The sequence below is a fragment of the Pseudomonas corrugata genome, assembly GCF_001269905.1.
In the GTDB taxonomy this organism is placed as follows: domain Bacteria; phylum Pseudomonadota; class Gammaproteobacteria; order Pseudomonadales; family Pseudomonadaceae; genus Aquipseudomonas; species Aquipseudomonas corrugata.
This window is the reverse complement of the sequence record NZ_LHVK01000005.1, coordinates 73111-90205: the sequence shown is the minus strand read 5'-3', so window position 1 is coordinate 90205 and position 17095 is coordinate 73111. Positions and strand designations below refer to the sequence as shown.

General features: G+C 60.0%; 15 protein-coding genes. 12 read left to right on the top strand and 3 right to left on the bottom strand.

Translation table 11 applies throughout. The features are described from left to right. Positions 1-14 precede the first annotated feature (14 nt). From astA to AD665_RS07160, 5 genes are all read left to right on the top strand, one after another. On the top strand, positions 15-1049 hold the full coding sequence (astA, locus tag AD665_RS07180; protein ID WP_024779793.1) for an arginine N-succinyltransferase: 1035 nt from the start codon (positions 15-17) through the stop codon (positions 1047-1049). A 178-nt stretch (positions 1050-1227) separates the two neighbouring features. After that, on the top strand, positions 1228-2001 hold the full coding sequence (locus AD665_RS07175; RefSeq protein ID WP_053191519.1) for a hypothetical protein: 774 nt from the start codon (positions 1228-1230) through the stop codon (positions 1999-2001). Next, positions 1998-2657: a transposase gene (locus tag AD665_RS07170; RefSeq protein WP_024779791.1), complete on the top strand. Its 660-nt coding sequence runs from the start codon at positions 1998-2000 to the stop codon at positions 2655-2657. Before AD665_RS07175 ends, AD665_RS07170 begins: the two co-directional genes overlap by 4 nt. 19 nt (positions 2658-2676) lie before the next feature. After that, entirely contained in the window at positions 2677-2859 is a 183-nt protein-coding gene (locus AD665_RS07165) for a hypothetical protein (RefSeq protein ID WP_024779790.1), read from the top strand. Between the two features lie 179 nt (positions 2860-3038). After that, entirely contained in the window at positions 3039-3908 is an 870-nt protein-coding gene (locus AD665_RS07160) for an isocitrate lyase/PEP mutase family protein (RefSeq protein ID WP_024779789.1), read from the top strand. A gap of 143 nt (positions 3909-4051) precedes the next feature. Here the strand turns inward: AD665_RS07160 and AD665_RS07155 are convergent, their stop codons facing one another. Beyond that, positions 4052-5281 carry an acyl-CoA dehydrogenase gene (locus AD665_RS07155; RefSeq protein ID WP_024779788.1) on the bottom strand — a complete coding sequence of 410 codons (1230 nt, stop codon included), beginning with the start codon at positions 5279-5281 and terminating at the stop codon, positions 4052-4054. 190 nt (positions 5282-5471) lie between these two features. Here AD665_RS07155 and AD665_RS07150 point away from each other — a divergent pair, with 190 nt between their 5' ends. From AD665_RS07150 to AD665_RS07140, 3 genes are all read left to right on the top strand, one after another. Beyond that, positions 5472-6401 carry a LysR family transcriptional regulator gene (locus tag AD665_RS07150; RefSeq protein ID WP_024779787.1) on the top strand — a complete coding sequence of 310 codons (930 nt, stop codon included), beginning with the start codon at positions 5472-5474 and terminating at the stop codon, positions 6399-6401. Between the two features lie 169 nt (positions 6402-6570). Continuing rightward, the gene (locus AD665_RS07145) at positions 6571-6969 is read left to right on the top strand and encodes a MerR family transcriptional regulator (protein WP_024779786.1); all 399 of its coding nucleotides are present in this window, start codon (positions 6571-6573) and stop codon (positions 6967-6969) included. A gap of 155 nt (positions 6970-7124) precedes the next feature. Then, a complete protein-coding gene (locus AD665_RS07140; RefSeq protein ID WP_024779785.1) occupies positions 7125-8024 on the top strand; it encodes a hydroxymethylglutaryl-CoA lyase in 900 nt (299 codons plus the stop codon). Positions 8025-8679: 655 nt separating this feature from the next. Here the strand turns inward: AD665_RS07140 and AD665_RS07135 are convergent. After that, complete coding sequence (locus AD665_RS07135) at positions 8680-10371, bottom strand: AMP-binding protein (protein ID WP_053191517.1); 1692 nt, start codon at positions 10369-10371, stop codon at positions 8680-8682. Between the two features lie 299 nt (positions 10372-10670). Between AD665_RS07135 and AD665_RS07130 the strand changes: the two genes are divergently transcribed. The 4 genes from AD665_RS07130 to AD665_RS07115 all read left to right on the top strand — a co-directional run bounded on the left by AD665_RS07130 (position 10671) and on the right by AD665_RS07115 (position 16337). Beyond that, complete coding sequence (locus AD665_RS07130) at positions 10671-11834, top strand: isovaleryl-CoA dehydrogenase (RefSeq protein WP_053191514.1); 1164 nt, start codon at positions 10671-10673, stop codon at positions 11832-11834. Between the two features lie 90 nt (positions 11835-11924). Continuing rightward, positions 11925-13529, top strand: coding sequence for a carboxyl transferase domain-containing protein (locus AD665_RS07125; protein WP_053191512.1), 1605 nt, complete (start codon positions 11925-11927; stop codon positions 13527-13529). A gap of 13 nt (positions 13530-13542) precedes the next feature. Beyond that, positions 13543-14391 carry a gamma-carboxygeranoyl-CoA hydratase gene (locus AD665_RS07120; protein WP_024780885.1) on the top strand — a complete coding sequence of 283 codons (849 nt, stop codon included), beginning with the start codon at positions 13543-13545 and terminating at the stop codon, positions 14389-14391. Further along, a complete protein-coding gene (locus AD665_RS07115) occupies positions 14388-16337 on the top strand; it encodes an acetyl/propionyl/methylcrotonyl-CoA carboxylase subunit alpha (RefSeq protein WP_053191510.1) in 1950 nt (649 codons plus the stop codon). Before AD665_RS07120 ends, AD665_RS07115 begins: the two co-directional genes overlap by 4 nt. Positions 16338-16366: 29 nt before the next feature. On the opposite strand, the gene AD665_RS07110 is transcribed toward AD665_RS07115, so the two are convergent. Next, on the bottom strand, positions 16367-17014 hold the full coding sequence (locus AD665_RS07110; RefSeq protein ID WP_024780887.1) for a LexA family protein: 648 nt from the start codon (positions 17012-17014) through the stop codon (positions 16367-16369). Positions 17015-17095: the final 81 nt, after the last annotated feature.

Below are 17095 nucleotides of genomic sequence, written 5' to 3'. Positions count from 1 at the left end.
GAAGGAGCTGCATCATGATTGTCCGTCCGGTCGCCATCACCGACCTGCCTTCATTGCTGGACCTCGCCCGCTGCGCGGGCCCGGGATTCACCAGCCTGCCGGCCAATGAAGAACGCCTGGCTCATCGCATACGCTGGGCCCAGCGTACCTTTGCCGGTCAGGTCGAGCGGGCCGACGCCGACTACCTGTTCGTGCTGGAGGACGATGACCGGCAAGTGGTTGGTATCAGCGCCCTGACCGGCGCGGTGGGCTTGCGTGAGCCGTGGTACAACTATCGGGTCGGGGTCACGGTCAGTGCGGCGCCAGAGCTGGGCATCCAGCGACAGATCCCCACCCTGTTCCTCAATAACGAAATGACCGGGCAGTCGGAAATCTGCTCGCTGTTCCTGCATCCCGCCCAGCGCCGGGGTCATAACGGGCGGCTGTTGTCCTTGGCACGTCTGTTGTTCGTTGCGGAGTTCTCTCAGCTGTTCGGGGAAAAACTGATCGCAGAGTTACGCGGCCATGCCGACGAGCACGGTTGCTCGCCGTTCTGGGACAGCCTGGGACGACACTTTTTCCAGAAAGACTTCGCCTACGCCGATCAGTTATCCGGCATGGGCAACAAATCATTCATCGCCGAGTTGATGCCGCGCCAGCCGCTGTACACCTGCCTGCTCACCCAACAGGCCCAGGCTGTGATCGGCAAGGCCCACCCGAACACCGAACCGGCTTTGAAGATCCTTGGCGCCGAGGGTTTCAGGCATAAGGGTTACATCGATATTTTCGACGGCGGCCCGGTGATCGAAGCGCCGGTCTCGACCATCCGCAGCATCCGCGACAGCCAGTCACTGGTCCTGGCCGTCGGCTCACCGGACGAACAGGCACCCGTCTGGCTGATCCACAACCGGCGCCTGGAAAACTGCCGCGTCACCAGCGCCCGGGGCCATCACAACGGTCACAGCCTGGTCGTCGACCGTCTTACCGCCAAGCGCCTGCAAATGCAGCCAGGCGACACGGTACGCGCCGTGCCGCTGCTCGGGCGGGAACGACAGGCTGTGGCGGCGTAGCGAGTACACATGAGCCACCTGCGGCCCCCAGGATCACTGGCGGCCAGTCGGCAGGGTTCCCTACCCTGCATAAAAACGCCTTAGTTAATTCGTAATACTTGTCGACAATTCCTTAGTTGCCGCCACTTCGCACAAAAACCATACTTTCGCGCATCGACCTACTGCAGCGAAAACGCTCATGATCAAGAATCTTATTAGTAAAAATTTTTCGCCAGAGTATATAGCGAAAGAAATAAAAACGCTCGACATGACCGCGCAAGTCAACCAACTGATCAACCACTTGCATACCCAACCGGCGTTTGCCAATGCACAGTCCCGGCGTGCGACCATCATGAACATTTCCAATCCGCACACCGGAACTCTCGTATTGCATTGCACGAATATCGGCAATATCAGCATCCGGACACTCACTTCCGATAATGCTCTTTCGCCGCTTTACTCGGTTCCCGGACACAGCATTCTGTTTGCACTTGATCAACCGTTCGAAGTGCAGCGTTATGTGCGCCATGAGCATCAACTTGAAAAACTCGACAGCGTTATCATTGATCAGCAACACCCGCTCATTGTTGATGGCAGTCGAACCTTATTCGACTACGCTCCGGCAGAGCGGGAAACTGCCCGACTAGCGGGCCGAATCAACTTGCTGGACAGAAGTGCCGACATCAGCGTATTTGATCGCCTTTCGTTGCAGAAAATAGCCTGGTTGCCTCACGACGAGAGCGCCGCCCGGTTTCTGGTGAGCCTGGAACTGCTCGAAACCGTCCGCGACCCAGGAGGATCGCGGGTTGCCGAAGAGCTGGTCTATCACTATCACCCGGCAGTGGCGTGGAAAGCCCTTCAGCTGCTTTACCAGGCCGATCCGCAAAAGGCATTGAGCTATGTCCCGCTGTTAAAAAAACTCAAGAACCCGCACCTGGATAACTTGCTGTCTCCACTGGAGAAGGTGGCATGAACCTGGACGCATTTATAGCGCGCTTATATAACTATGATCTGCAGCGCGACAAGAGCTGCATCATTGACGACCTGCGCCAGTTGGCTTCAAACCGCTGCTTATTAAGCGAGCATCTTTATGCCTCGATCCAGCAGGATGGCTTCAGTATCCGCAGCAGCCTCTACAATGCCTATGCCTTTGTACTGCACAGCGATGACCTGTTCACTCTTCGCCTGGGATTCTGGTCACCGGTCAACCTGCATGATGAACGTGAAACCTTTATCTACAACCTGAACCACAGTCATGATTTTGAAATGTATACCGTCGGCTACAGTGGCGACGGCTACACGACAGTCATCCGCGAAATACTGGACGACCTGCCACTGCAAGCAGGCAAGATACCTCGACTGGGGAAACCGCGCAGCATCAAACTTTCGCCCGGCGAAGTCTTATATATGCCGCCCCTTAGGGAAATCCATAAGCAAATCGCCCCCCTATCAATGTCCGCATCGCTGAGTCTGCTTATTCATCCTGAACATTCGACCCACGCTGACCAAGCCTGGTGTTTTGACGAACATTACATGCCGCTTTACCCCGGCATCGCTGCGCAAGAGACCGCACTGTTTACACAGATGCTGTCATTGCTCCCCCCTGGGCAGTCATTCGCTGTCCAATAACCCAAAAAGGAAGTAAACCGTGAATAATCCGATGAGTAATTGGGATGAAAGCCCCTTGTTGCGCGCGGCGACCAATGTGGTCGATACCGCCATGCAGCTCACCAGCGAGATCCACTGCACCATTCCGGGGTTCCCAACCCGCTTCAACGTGGGAAACATCCATGAAATCAAGCAAATCTGGAGCTTGCCGCCCCAGGACTGAGTAGCTATCGGATGATCGGCCCAGGCCGCAGACTTTCCGGGTCTGCGGCCTTTTTGATGCGCGGCAAACATGGCCCATGCGCATTCGTCATCATCTTTACTCCTGCCACATGATAGCCTTTGGTTCTTTCGGCGTTGACACTTTTGCTCAAGCCCTTCCATTCCATTGGTGGAACTCATATGTCCAGGCTTTCCCATCAAGATTTGCGCCGCAGCTTCCGCCAACTCCTGGCTTCCCAGACCTGCTACCACACCGCATCGGTGTTTGACCCGATGTCGGCGCGCATTGCCGCCGACTTGGGTTTCGAAGTGGGAATCCTCGGCGGCTCGGTTGCGTCGTTACAAGTATTGGGTGCACCAGACTTTGCGTTGATCACCCTCAGCGAGTTCGCCGAACAGGCCACCCGCATCGGCCGAGTAGCCCAACTACCGGTGATCGCCGATGCCGATCATGGCTATGGCAATGCTCTGAACGTGATGCGAACCATCATCGAGCTCGAACGCGCCGGCGTGGCAGCCCTCACCATCGAAGACACGCTGCTACCGGCCCAGTTTGGCCGCAAATCCACCGACCTGATCTGCGTTGCGGAAGGGGTTGGCAAGATCCGCGCAGCGTTGGAAGCCCGGGTCGATCCGGAGATGGCAATCATCGCCCGCACCAATGCCGGGATCCTGCCGGTCCAGGAAATCATCAGCCGTACCCGGCAATACGAACGAGCCGGTGCGGACGGGATTTGCATGGTGGGCGTGCAGGACTTCGAGCACCTGGAGAAGATCAGCGAAAATCTGACGGTGCCCTTGATGCTCGTCACCTATGGCAATCCGCTTCTGCGCGACGACAAACGCCTGGCCGAGCTGGGCGTGCGGGTCACCATTGACGGTCACGGGGCCTACTTCGCCGCGATCAAGGCCACCTATGACAGCCTTCGCGAGCAACGGCAGATCTTCACCCAGGCCTCGGACCTCAGCGCCACCGAACTGACCCATACCTACACCCAGCCCGAGGAATACATCCGCTGGGCCGAGGAGTACATGAGCGTCAAGGAATAACTGCGAAATGTGTGTTCACCACAGATCCCGTGTGGAAGCCGAGCTTGCTCGCGATGACGGCGTCACAGTCACCCTCCCAGTCGGCTGACCCATCGCCATCGCGAGCAAGCTCGGCTCCCACGGGGTCTGTGGTTACAGAGCCCTCAGCGCTCGCTGCGCAGCATCTCCTTGGGCACGTACTTGCCGATTTCAAACTTGCCGATGGCGGCGCGATGGACTTCGTCCGGGCCGTCGGCCAGGCGCAAGGTGCGCTGCATGGCATACATGTAGGCCAGCGGGAAATCGTTGGACACCCCGGCACCGCCGTGGATCTGGATCGCACGGTCGATGACCTTCAGGGCCACATTCGGCGCGACCACCTTGATCTGGGCGATTTCACTTTTCGCCACCTTGTTGCCGACGGTGTCCATCATGTAAGCCGCCTTCAAGGTCAACAAACGAGCCATGTCGATTTCCATCCGTGAGTCGGCAATCTTGTCGACGTTGCCACCCAGGCGCGCCAGCGGTTTACCGAAAGCGGTGCGACTGACGGCGCGTTTGCACATCAACTCCAACGCCCGCTCGGCCATGCCGATGGAACGCATGCAGTGATGGATACGGCCCGGGCCGAGGCGCCCCTGGGCAATTTCAAAGCCGCGTCCTTCACCCAGCAGAACGTTTTCGTACGGCACCCGCACGTTATCGAACAGCACTTCGGCGTGGCCGTGGGGCGCATCGTCGTAACCGAATACCGGCAGCGGCCGCACGATCTTGACCCCGGGGGTGTCCACCGGCACCAGAATCATCGAGTGTTGGGCATGACGCGGCGCGTCCGGGTTGCTCAGCCCCATGAAGATCAGGATCTTGCAGCGCGGGTCACAGGCGCCGGAGGTCCACCACTTCTTGCCGTTGATCACCCATTGGTCACCCTCGCGCTCCGCGCGGGCGGCCATGTTGGTGGCGTCCGAGGACGCCACGTCCGGTTCAGTCATGGCGAAGGCCGAACGGATCTCGCCCCGCAGCAGCGGCTGCAACCAGCGCTGTTTCTGCTCCTCATTGGCGTAACGCACCAATACTTCCATGTTGCCGGTGTCCGGCGCCGAGCAGTTGAACGGCTCCGGCCCCAGTAACGAACGACCCATGATCTCCGCCAGCGGTGCGTACTCCAGGTTGGTCAGGCCGGCGCCCAGTTCGGACTCGGGCAGGAAAAGATTCCACAGGCCTTCGGCTTTGGCCTTGGCCTTGAGCTCTTCCATGATGGCAGTGGGCTGCCAGCGATCACCTTCGGCCACTTGCCGTTCGAACACCGCTTCGGCCGGATAGACGTAGGTATCCATGAACGCCGTGACGCGTTCACGCAATTCCTGAACCTTGGGGGAATAGGCAAAATCCATGGGCAACACCTTCTTGGCAGAGGTTGATTTCAGATCATGGAATCGATGCTAGTTCAGCTACGAAAATTTACCTAACCTATTCTCGGCGTGTATTAACATTCATCACCGATATATGGTTCACTGATTTCCATCGCCACACGACACCTCACGACACGCCCGAGAAACCGTCTAAAAACAAGAGTGCAGCGCCATGAATCTGAGCAAGGTCGATCTCAATCTCTTCATCGTCTTCGATGCGATCTATACCGAAGCCAACCTGACCCGCGCCGGGCAGATCGTCGGCATCACTCAGCCGGCCGTGTCCAACGCCCTGGCGCGCCTTCGGGAAACCTTCAACGATCCACTGTTCGTGCGCACCGCCCAGGGTATGGTGCCCACGCCCATGGCCCAGAACATCATCGGCCCGGTGCGCAATGCGCTGTCGCTGCTGCGGGTGTCGGTGCAGGAAAGCCGGATTTTCAATCCGCTGCAGGCCGTCAAGACCTACCGCATCAGCATGACCGACCTCACCGAAGGCGTGATCCTGCCCCCGTTGTTCCAGCGCCTGCGACGCCTGGCGCCGACCGTGGCCATCGAGAGTTTCCTGTCCAAGCGCCGTGAAACCACCAAGGAACTGGCCGCCGGCCGCCTCGACTTCGCCGTCGACGCCCCGCTCAATACCGACCCGCAGGTGCGTCACGTCAAACTGATGGAAGACCGTTACGTATGTGCCATGCGCAAGGGCCATCCCTTGGCGGGCAAGGAAAAAATCAGCCTGGATGACTATCTCGCCCAGACCCACGTGCATATCTCCAGCCGCCGCAATGGGCTGGGCTATGTCGACCTGGCCCTGGGCAAGATGGGCATCCAGCGTAAGATCGCCCTGCGCTCACAGCATTACTTGATGGCCTCCCAGGTGTTACAGCAGACCGACATGGTCATGACCGTTCCCGAACGGTTTGCCCGTCGTCACGACTTGCACGCTTTCCAGCTGCCGGTCAACGATGTGCCGCCGGTTGAAACCCATCTCTATTGGCACGAAAGCACCGACCAGGACCCGGCCAACCGCTGGATGCGCGAGCAGATGATCGAGCTGTGCCAACAGGTGACGGCCCATGAGAAAAAGCTTGAGAGCGCATAAAGATCAAAGGTGGGGCGAGCCCGCTCGCGATGGCGGCAGGTCCGTCAACAGGGATGCAGGCCGATCCACCGCTGTCGCGGGCAGGCTCGCTCCCATAGGTTTCATTGCTTGACGTGAACGTCAACCTGACATTAGCTTAGCGCCAGCCCCTATCGTTTCGAGCGCTTCCATGAGCAGTCAGACCTACAGCATCTCCGACCTCGCCCGGGAACTGGACATCACTACCCGGGCCATCCGTTTTTATGAAGAGCAAGGCCTGTTGAGTCCCGAGCGACGGGGTCAGGAGCGCATCTACTCTCCGCGGGACAAGGTCAGCCTGAAGTTGATCCTGCGGGGCAAGCGCATCGGCTTTTCCCTGGCCGAGTGCCGCGAGCTGATCGAGCTCTACGACCCGTCCAGCGGTAACCAGAAACAACTGCACAGCATGCTGGCGAAAATCACCGAGCGCCGTGAGCAACTCGAGCAGCAACTGTTGGACATCGAACAGATGAAACTGGAGCTCGACACCGCCGAAGAACGCTGCATCCAGGCGCTGGAGCAGACGCTCAAGGGTCAGGAAGCTGTATAGCTGTCATACCCATTGTGGGAGCGAGCCTGCTCGCGATAGCGGTTTAACCGCCAACATCAATGTTGTTTGACATACCGCTATCGCGAGCAGGCTCGCTCCCACATTGGATCGCCGTCGCCCCCGGTATATTGGCAACCCATTAAAGGTCTATCCCCATGCCCCTTCCCTCCTTTGTACGCCTGATCGAAGTCGGCCCCCGCGACGGTCTGCAGAATGAAGCGCAACCCATCAGCGTCGCCGAAAAGGTGCGCCTGGTGGATGCGCTGAGTGCCGCCGGCCTGGGTTACATCGAAGTCGGTAGCTTTGTCTCGCCCAAATGGGTGCCGCAGATGGCCGGTTCCGCCGAGGTGTTCGCCCAGATCCAACGCAAACCCGGTGTCACTTATGGAGCCCTGGCGCCGAACCTGCGTGGTTTTGAAGACGCGCTGGCGGCCGGCGTGAAGGAAGTGGCGGTATTCGCCGCCGCATCCGAAGCGTTCTCCCAACGCAATATCAACTGTTCCATCAAGGAAAGCCTGGAGCGCTTCGTACCGATCATGGAGGCCGCCAGGCGCAATGGCATCAGCGTACGCGGCTACGTGTCCTGCGTGCTGGGCTGTCCTTACGAAGGCGCTGTCAAACCCGAGCAAGTTGCCTGGGTCGCTCGGGAGCTCTATGCAATGGGCTGTTACGAGGTATCCCTGGGCGACACCATCGGCACAGGCACCGCCGGCGCCACACGCAAGATGTTCGAAGTGGTTTCGGCGGATGTTCCCCGGGACAAGCTCGCCGGTCATTTCCATGACACCTACGGCCAGGCCATGGCGAACCTGTACGCCAGTCTGCTTGAAGGCATCGCCGTATTCGACAGTTCCATCGCCGGTCTCGGCGGTTGCCCGTACGCCAAGGGTGCCAGCGGTAACGTCGCCACCGAAGACGTGCTGTACCTGCTCAATGGCCTGGGCATTGAAACCGGCGTCGACCTGGATGCGTTGATCGTCGCGGGCCGACAGATCTGCGACGTACTCGGACGCCCGACCGGCTCGCGCGTCGCCAAGGCACGCAGCGCTCAATGAAGGTGTTACCGCACCCCATCGCCAGGAAGGTGAAACGAGTAACACGGAAACAATTTGTCAGATCTACCGCACGTGCCCTTTCATCCTGAAAACTCAACACATTGATTTATAAGGTTTTTTAAAAGTTGGCACGACACCTGCTATCTCTCTGGCATAACAAGAATAAAAAAAGCGGCAAACCCAATAAAAACAAGACGAAACGACTCTGACATAACAAAAACAACACGGCAGAGACGCAGCTAACAGATTTTTTTGGAGAAGATGGGCTTTTCAGGGTGCTTCCAGGAGCAACCCGCAACCGGGCAGAGAACAATAAGACTACCTTCAGGTAGGACCCGAATCGGTTGGATCGCATGGCGAAAAAGCAGATCAGCGCTCAAAAAAATACGTTTGCTCTTGATCCCGGATGGGGATCGCGAAAAACAGCGGTAAAGGGTCACGGCTACCAAAAACAACAACAGGCCGCCCCTCAATAATAAAAAAAGAGCACGCGACGACAAAATTAAAGGGGAGCTTCGGCTCCCCTTTGTGCTGTCTGGCGATTGGCTTTTCTTGTGGGAGCGAGCCTGCTCGCGATGAGGCCGTGTCAATCGACATCCCTATCAACTGACAGACCGCTATCGCGAGCAGGCTCCCACAGGTGTTGTGGCGAGTCTTATCGATCGCGCAACTCTTCAATGCTGATTTCACGCATGCGAAATTTCTGGATCTTGCCCGTTACCGTCATCGGGAACTCCTCGACGAACTTGAAGTAACGTGGCGTCTTGAAGTGGGCGATGCGCGTCTTGCACCAGGCCTGTAACTCCTGTTCGGTAACACTGTGTCCGGGATGGAACTTGATCCAGGCCACGATCTCTTCGCCGTAGCGCGAACAAGGGATGCCGATCACCTGCACATCGGCCACCGCAGGATGAGTGAAGAAGAACTCTTCCAACTCACGCGGGTAAATATTCTCACCTCCCCGGATGATCATGTCCTTGTTGCGTCCGACAATGCAGACGTAACCCTGCTCGTCCATGGTCGCCAGGTCCCCGGTGTGCATCCAGCCATCCCGGTCGATGGCCTCGGCAGTGCCTTTGGGATTGTTCCAGTAACCGAGCATCACGCTGTAGCCACGGGTACACAACTCGCCGATGGTGCCACGGGGGACGATGTCGCCGGCCTCGTCGATAATTTTGCTTTCCAGTTGCGGCTGAGTGCGGCCGACGGTGGTAACGCGCAACTCCAGTTCGTCTGAAGGACCGGTCTGCAACGACACCGGACTGGTTTCCGTCATGCCATAGGCAATCTGCACCTCGTTCATGTGCATCTCGTTGATCACCCGTCGCATCACTTCGATCGGGCAGGTCGAGCCGGCCATGATCCCGGTGCGCAGGCTGGACAGATCGAATCCCCGTCGCTGCGGCTGATCCAGCATGGCGATGAACATGGTCGGCACGCCGTACAGCGCGGTGGCTTTTTCCTCGGCCACGGTGCTCAGGGTCAGCAAGGGGTCAAAGGCGTCGCTGGGGTAGATCATGGTACTGCCGTGGGTCATGCATCCCAGGTTCCCCATGACCATGCCGAAGCAATGATAGAGCGGCACCGGGATCACCAAGCGGTCATCGGCGCCAAGGCCCAGGCTTTCGCCAACCATGTAGCCGTTGTTGAGAATGTTGCGGTGACTGAGGGTCGCGCCTTTGGGGAATCCGGTGGTACCTGAGGTGTACTGGATGTTCACTGGCTGTTCGATGTGCAGGCTGGCCTGGCGCTCGACCAACCGTTCCGGCGAAGCCGCTGCACCCAGGTCAGCCAGTTGCGACCAGGGCAGAAAACCTGACGGTGGCCGGGGATCGAGGCTGATCACGCCCCGCAGGTCCGGCAAACGTTCGCAGTGCAACTGCCCGATCGGTTGTTCCGCCAGCTCCGGCGCCAGGGTTTGCACCATGGAGTGATAGTCCGAGGTCTTGAACGCCCCGGCGCACACCAGCCACTGGCACCCGGACTGCTTGAGCACGTATTCCAGTTCAGAGCTGCGGTAGGCCGGATTGATATTGACCAGGATCACGCCGATCTTCGCGCTGGCGAACTGGCTGATGCACCACTGGGCGCAGTTGGGAGCCCACATGCCGAGACGGTCACCGGTCTTCAGGCCCAACGCCAGCAAGGCTCGGGCATGCAGATCGACCGCTTCGGCCAATTGCCGCCAGGTATAGCGCAGCGCTTGATGGCGAACCACCAATGCCTCGTTATCGGGGTAACGGGCCACGGTCTGGTCAAAAGCCTGGCCGATGGTCTGCGTCAACAAGGCCTTGGCCTGGGAGCCGCGGGTGTAGCTGAGCTGCGAATGCGAACCGGGTTGATCCATGACGCCCCCTCTTGTCTTTATTAGTGGGTTGCTACGCTTGAACCTGTGAAGCCAAAGCCCGTGGGAGCCAAGCTTGCTCGCGATGAAGGCGCCTCGGTTCAATGCCGGAAAATGGCGTTATCGTTCATCGCGAGCAAACTCGGCTCCCACAGGGTCACGCTGTCAGCCGCACCTACTCTGGACCAAGTTGACGTTAACGTAAAGGTGATTGACAGCCATTTATTGCAGGTTTACGTTAACGTAAAGGTGAGAGCACTCCCTTCCCTCTCCACACCCGATAAAAAAGCCAAAGGTGTCCCATGAGCTACCCATCCCTGAATTTTGCCCTCGGTGAAACCATCGACATGTTGCGCGACCAGGTGCAGGCCTTCGTCAAGGCCGAGCTGGCGCCACGGGCGGCGCAGATCGACGTCGACAACCTGTTTCCTGCCGACATGTGGCGCAAATTCGGTGACATGGGCCTGCTGGGCATCACCGTACCGGAGGAATACGGTGGTGCCGGCCTGGGCTACCTGGCCCATGTGGTGGCAATGGAGGAAATCAGCCGCGGGTCGGCCTCGGTCGCTCTCTCCTACGGCGCCCATTCCAACCTCTGCGTCAACCAGATCAACCGCAACGGCAACCACGAGCAGAAATCCAAGTACCTGCCGAAACTGATCAGCGGCGAACACATCGGCGCCCTCGCCATGAGCGAACCGAACGCCGGTTCCGACGTGGTTTCCATGAAGCTGCGGGCCGACAAGCGTGGCGACCATTACGTGCTCAACGGCAGCAAGACCTGGATCACCAACGGCCCCGACGCCAACACGTACGTGATCTACGCCAAGACCGACCTGGAAAAGGGCCCCCACGGCATCACCGCATTCATTGTCGAGCGCGACTGGAAAGGCTTCAGCCGCAGCAACAAGTTCGACAAGCTCGGCATGCGTGGCTCCAACACCTGCGAGTTGTTCTTCGACGACGTCGAAGTGCCGGAAGAGAACATTCTCGGTGTGCTCAACGGCGGCGTCAGGGTCCTGATGAGTGGCCTGGACTACGAACGCGTGGTGTTGTCCGGCGGTCCCACCGGGATCATGCAGGCGTGCATGGACCTGATCGTGCCCTACATCCACGACCGCAAGCAGTTCGGCCAAAGCATCGGTGAATTCCAGCTGATCCAGGGCAAGGTGGCCGACATGTACACCCAGCTCAACGCCAGCCGGGCCTATCTGTATGCGGTGGCCCAGGCCTGCGAGCGCGGTGAAACGGCTCGCAAGGACGCCGCCGGGGTGATCCTCTACACCGCCGAGCGCGCCACGCAGATGGCCCTCGACGCCATCCAGATCCTGGGCGGCAATGGTTACATCAACGAGTTTCCGGCCGGGCGTCTGCTACGTGACGCCAAGTTGTACGAAATTGGTGCCGGCACCAGTGAGATCCGTCGGATGCTGATCGGACGCGAACTGTTCAACGAGACGAAATGAATTTCGTCAGTGGCAAGCGGCAAGCCATACGCGGCAAGAGAGCCGCGCTTTTACTTGTAGCTTGAAGCTCAAAGCTGCTACGGAGTAGCCATGATTCTGCACACCCAGCTCAACTCACGCTCGCCGGAGTTCATCGCCAACCGCGACGCCATGCTCGAACAGGTCGGCGCCTTGCGCACCCTGCTCGCACAAGTCCAACAGGGCGGCGGTCCCAAGACCCAGGAACGACACACCTCCCGGGGCAAGTTGCTGCCTCGGGAGCGCATCAACCGGTTGCTGGATCCCGGTTCGCCCTTCCTGGAGATCAGTCCGCTGGCTGCCTACGAGGTTTATGGCGAAGACGTCCCTGCTGCCGGGGTGATCGCCGGCATCGGTCGCGTGGAAGGCGTCGAATGCATGATTGTCGCCAACGACGCGACGGTCAAAGGGGGCTCCTATTACCCACTGACCGTGAAGAAACACCTGCGCGCCCAAACCATCGCCCAACAGAATCGCCTGCCTTGCATTTATCTGGTGGATTCCGGCGGCGCCAACCTGCCGCGCCAGGACGAAGTGTTTCCGGACCGGGAGCACTTCGGCCGGATCTTCTTCAACCAGGCCAACATGAGCGCCCAGGGTATCCCGCAGTTGGCAGTGGTCATGGGCTCGTGCACGGCCGGGGGGGCTTACGTTCCGGCAATGGCCGATGAAGCGATCATGGTCCGCGAACAGGCAACCATCTTCCTGGCCGGCCCACCGTTGGTAAAAGCCGCCACCGGCGAGGTGGTCAGCGCCGAGGACCTGGGCGGCGCCGATGTGCATTGCAAGATTTCCGGCGTGGCCGACCACTACGCCGACAACGATGAACATGCCCTGGCGCTGGCCCGCCGCAGTGTCGCCAACCTCAACTGGCGCAAGCTTGGCGACGTGCAGACACGCACCCCGATTGCCCCGCTGTATGCGAGCGACGAGCTGTATGGGGTGGTGCCGGCCGATGCCAAGCAGCCTTTCGATGTCCGGGAAGTGATCGCACGCCTGGTGGACGGTTCGGTGTTCGATGAGTTCAAGGCACTGTTCGGTACCACACTGGTGTGCGGCTTTGCCCATCTGCACGGCTACCCCGTCGCGATTCTGGCGAACAACGGCATCCTGTTCGCCGAAGCTGCGCAAAAGGGTGCGCACTTCATCGAACTGGCCTGCCAGCGCGGCATCCCGTTGCTGTTCCTGCAGAACATCACCGGCTTCATGGTCGGGCAGAAATACGAAGCCGGCGGCATCGCCAAACATGGCGCGAAGCTGGTCACCGCGGTGGCCTGTGCCCGGGTACCGAAGTTCACGGTCATCATTGGCGGCAGCTTCGGCGCGGGTAACTACGGCATGTGTGGACGAGCTTACGACCCACGTTTCCTGTGGATGTGGCCAAATGCGCGAATTGGCGTGATGGGCGCCGAGCAGGCCGCCGGCGTGCTGGTGCAGGTCAAGCGCGAACAGGCTGAACGCAGCGGCCATCCGTTCAGCGCCGCCCAGGAGACCGAGATCAAGCAACCGATTCTCGATCAGTACGAAGAACAGGGTCACCCCTACTATTCCAGCGCGAGACTGTGGGACGACGGCGTCATCGACCCGGCCCAGACCCGCGACATAGTAGGCCTGGCCTTGTCCGTGTCACTGAACGCACCTATTGAACCGAGCCGCTTCGGCGTGTTCCGGATGTAACCGGGGAATGCCCATGGACAATTTCAACACCCTCGAATTGCTGACCGACTCGCGCGGAGTTGCCACCCTGTGGTTGAGCCGCGAGTCGAAAAACAATGCGTTCAACGCCGAAATGATCCGCGAGCTGATTCTCGCTCTGGACCAGGTCAGCAGCGATCAAAGCGTGCGCTTCCTGCTGATCCGCGGTCGTGGCAAACATTTCAGTGCCGGTGCCGACCTGGCCTGGATGCAGCAGTCGGCCGAGCTCGACTACCACACCAACCTCGACGACGCCCGGGAACTGGCGGAGCTGATGTACAACCTCGCCAAGCTGAAAATTCCTACGCTGGCAGTCGTCCAAGGCGCGGCGTTTGGCGGCGCACTGGGATTGATCAGCGCTTGTGACATGGCCATTGGCGCCGATGACGCGCAGTTCTGTCTGTCGGAAGTGCGCATCGGCCTGGCGCCGGCGGTGATCAGCCCGTTTGTGGTGCAGGCGATTGGCGAACGGGCTGCCCGGCGTTACGCCCTCACCGCTGAACGTTTCGGCGGACAACGGGCGAAAGAGATTGGTTTGCTGTCGGAAAGTTACCCGCCCGAGATGCTGAACGATCAAGTTGGGCAATGGATTGATAACCTGTTGCTTAACAGCCCGGCGGCCATGCGTGCCAGCAAGGAATTGTTGCGCGAAGTCGGCAACGGCGCCCTGACCCCGGCGCTGCGACGTTACACCGAGAATGCCATCGCCCGCATCCGCGTCAGCCCGGAGGGGCAGGAAGGCCTGCGCGCCTTTCTGCAGAAGCGGCCGCCGAACTGGCAGGCCGAGTCGCCCCCTGCCCCTTCGAAACCTGCCCCATCGAAACATAAGGAGCCCCGTCGATGAGCGCCCCAGTCCTCACCACCGTGCTGGTGGCCAATCGCGGTGAAATCGCCTGCCGTGTGATGCGTACCGCCAAAGCCATGGGTCTGACCACAGTTGCGGTGCACAGCGCCACCGACCGCGACGCCCGCCATACCCGTGAAGCCGACATCCGGGTCGACCTGGGCGGCAGCAAGGCGGCCGATAGCTACCTGCAAATCGACAAATTGATCGCTGCCGCCCAGGCCAGTGGCGCCCAGGCTATCCACCCTGGCTACGGTTTTCTTTCGGAGAATGCCGGGTTCGCCCGGGCCATCGAAAACGCCGGACTGATTTTCCTCGGCCCGCCTGCCTCGGCCATTGATGCCATGGGCAGCAAATCCGCGGCCAAGGCCTTGATGGAAACCGCCGGCGTGCCCCTCGTGCCCGGTTACCATGGCGAAGCCCAGGATCTGGAGACGTTCCGCGCCGCTGCCGAGCGCATCGGTTATCCGGTGCTGCTCAAGGCCACCGCCGGGGGTGGCGGCAAGGGCATGAAAGTCGTCGAGGACGTCAGCCAACTGGCCGAAGCCCTGGCCTCGGCGCAGCGCGAGGCGCAATCGTCGTTCGGCGACTCGCGGATGCTGGTGGAAAAATACCTGCTCAAGCCACGTCACGTTGAGATTCAGGTGTTCGCCGATCAGCACGGTCATTGCCTGTATCTCAATGAACGCGACTGTTCGATTCAACGCCGTCACCAGAAAGTCGTGGAAGAAGCGCCAGCCCCGGGCCTGACCCCGGCGTTGCGGTGTGCAATGGGCGAAGCGGCCGTGCGCGCGGCCCAGGCGATTGGCTACGTCGGCGCCGGCACGGTGGAGTTCCTGCTGGATTCGCGGGGCGAGTTTTTCTTCATGGAAATGAACACCCGGTTGCAGGTCGAGCACCCGGTTACCGAAGCGATCACCGGCCTGGACCTGGTGGCCTGGCAGATTCGCGTCGCCCAAGGCGAGCCGCTGCCGATCACCCAGGAACAAGTCCCACTGCGGGGCCACGCCATCGAAGTTCGGCTCTATGCCGAAGATCCGGCCAACGACTTCCTGCCGGCCACCGGCCGCCTGGCGCTGTACCGCGAATCGGCCAAAGGACCGGGGCGACGGGTCGACAGCGGCGTCGAAGAAGGTGATGAGATCTCGCCCTTCTACGACCCGATGCTCGGCAAGCTGATTGCCTGGGGCGAGGACCGTGAACAGGCGCGGTTGCGGCTGTTGAGCATGCTCGACGAGTTTGCCATCGGCGGTTTGAAAACCAACATCGGCTTCCTGCGTCGCATCATTGCCCACCCGGCCTTCGCCGCAGCTGAGCTGGACACCGGCTTTATCCCACGCTACCAGGCGCAGTTACTGCCAGCACCTGATGAACTGGATGACGACTTCTGGTCCGCAGCCGCCCAGGCTTTCGCCTTGGGTCTGACACCGCGGATACGCCCTGACGACGCCGCTTCCCCCTGGTCCGATGTCACCGGCCTGCGTTTGGGACTGCCAGGGGAAACCACGCTGCATTTGAGCTGTGAAGATCAGGATCGGGCGATGACGCTGGACGTCCAGGGCATAATCGCCGAGCTACGCGGCGAGCACCTGGTGGTCGGCCACAACGGCCTGCGTCGAAGCCACCGGGCCATCCGCCAGGGCGACAGCCTGTATCTGCAATGGCAGGGTGATCTGCGTCGCGTCGAGCTGTACGACCCGCTGGCCGCCGCCGAAGCGAGCCACAGCCACGAGGGCGGTCTGATCGCGCCCATGAACGGCAGCATCGTGCGGGTGCTGGTAAGCCCCGGCCAAACAGTAGAGGCAGGCGCGCAACTGGTGGTCCTGGAAGCGATGAAAATGGAACACAGCATTCGTGCGCCCAAGGCCGGAGTGATCAAGGCACTGTATTGCCAGGAAGGGGAAATGGTCAGCGAGGGCAGCGCACTGGTGGCATTCGAGGAGTAGGTATCGGCCCCGTCCAAGGGCCGATCCGATTAGAACCTGATGGTGGCCTGCACGACCACACCGATGATGCGGCATTGCTCGGTGTACAGGTTTTTCGGGTAAGTCGGATTGAGCGGAACCAGGTACTGCTGCCCGCTCTCTTCGATCAGTTTGCGAAAGGTCGCGTCGCTGCTGCCCGGCAACTGGGCAACCACCAGCTTGCCAGGCACGGCTTCGATGGCGGGGTCCACCAGGATCGACATGCCCTCGGGAATGCTCAACCCGGCCGGTGCGGTCATCGCATCGCCCATCACCACCAGCCAGAATGCGTCTCCTTGGGCGTGGTAATCCGTCAACTCAAAACGCGCCTGGCTGTATCGATCAGGATCGATTTCGCGGATTTCGCCGACGTCGTGCCAGTCACTCACCGGGTAGCGGAAGTACGGATTGTACTTCTGCGCCAGGGTCATGCCCTCTTCGGTCGAGGTATCCGGCTCGCGGATCACCATCGCCACTTCGAGGAACTCCATCCCCAACTCCTGCAGGACCCGGTTCATGTCTTCGACACTGGGTTGCCGGCGCTTGGTCAGCCAATGGCCGACGCCGCCCTGTGACATTCCCAGACGTTCTGCGAGCACCACTTGCGTGACGCGCAGCTCCTTCATTTTGGCCTTGACCAACTCTATCCATTTATCCATGAGCGGCACGATACGTGGAGGACTCCGACCATCAAAACACATATTGTAGTATTTAAATTTCCGTCACAATTACGATGCGTA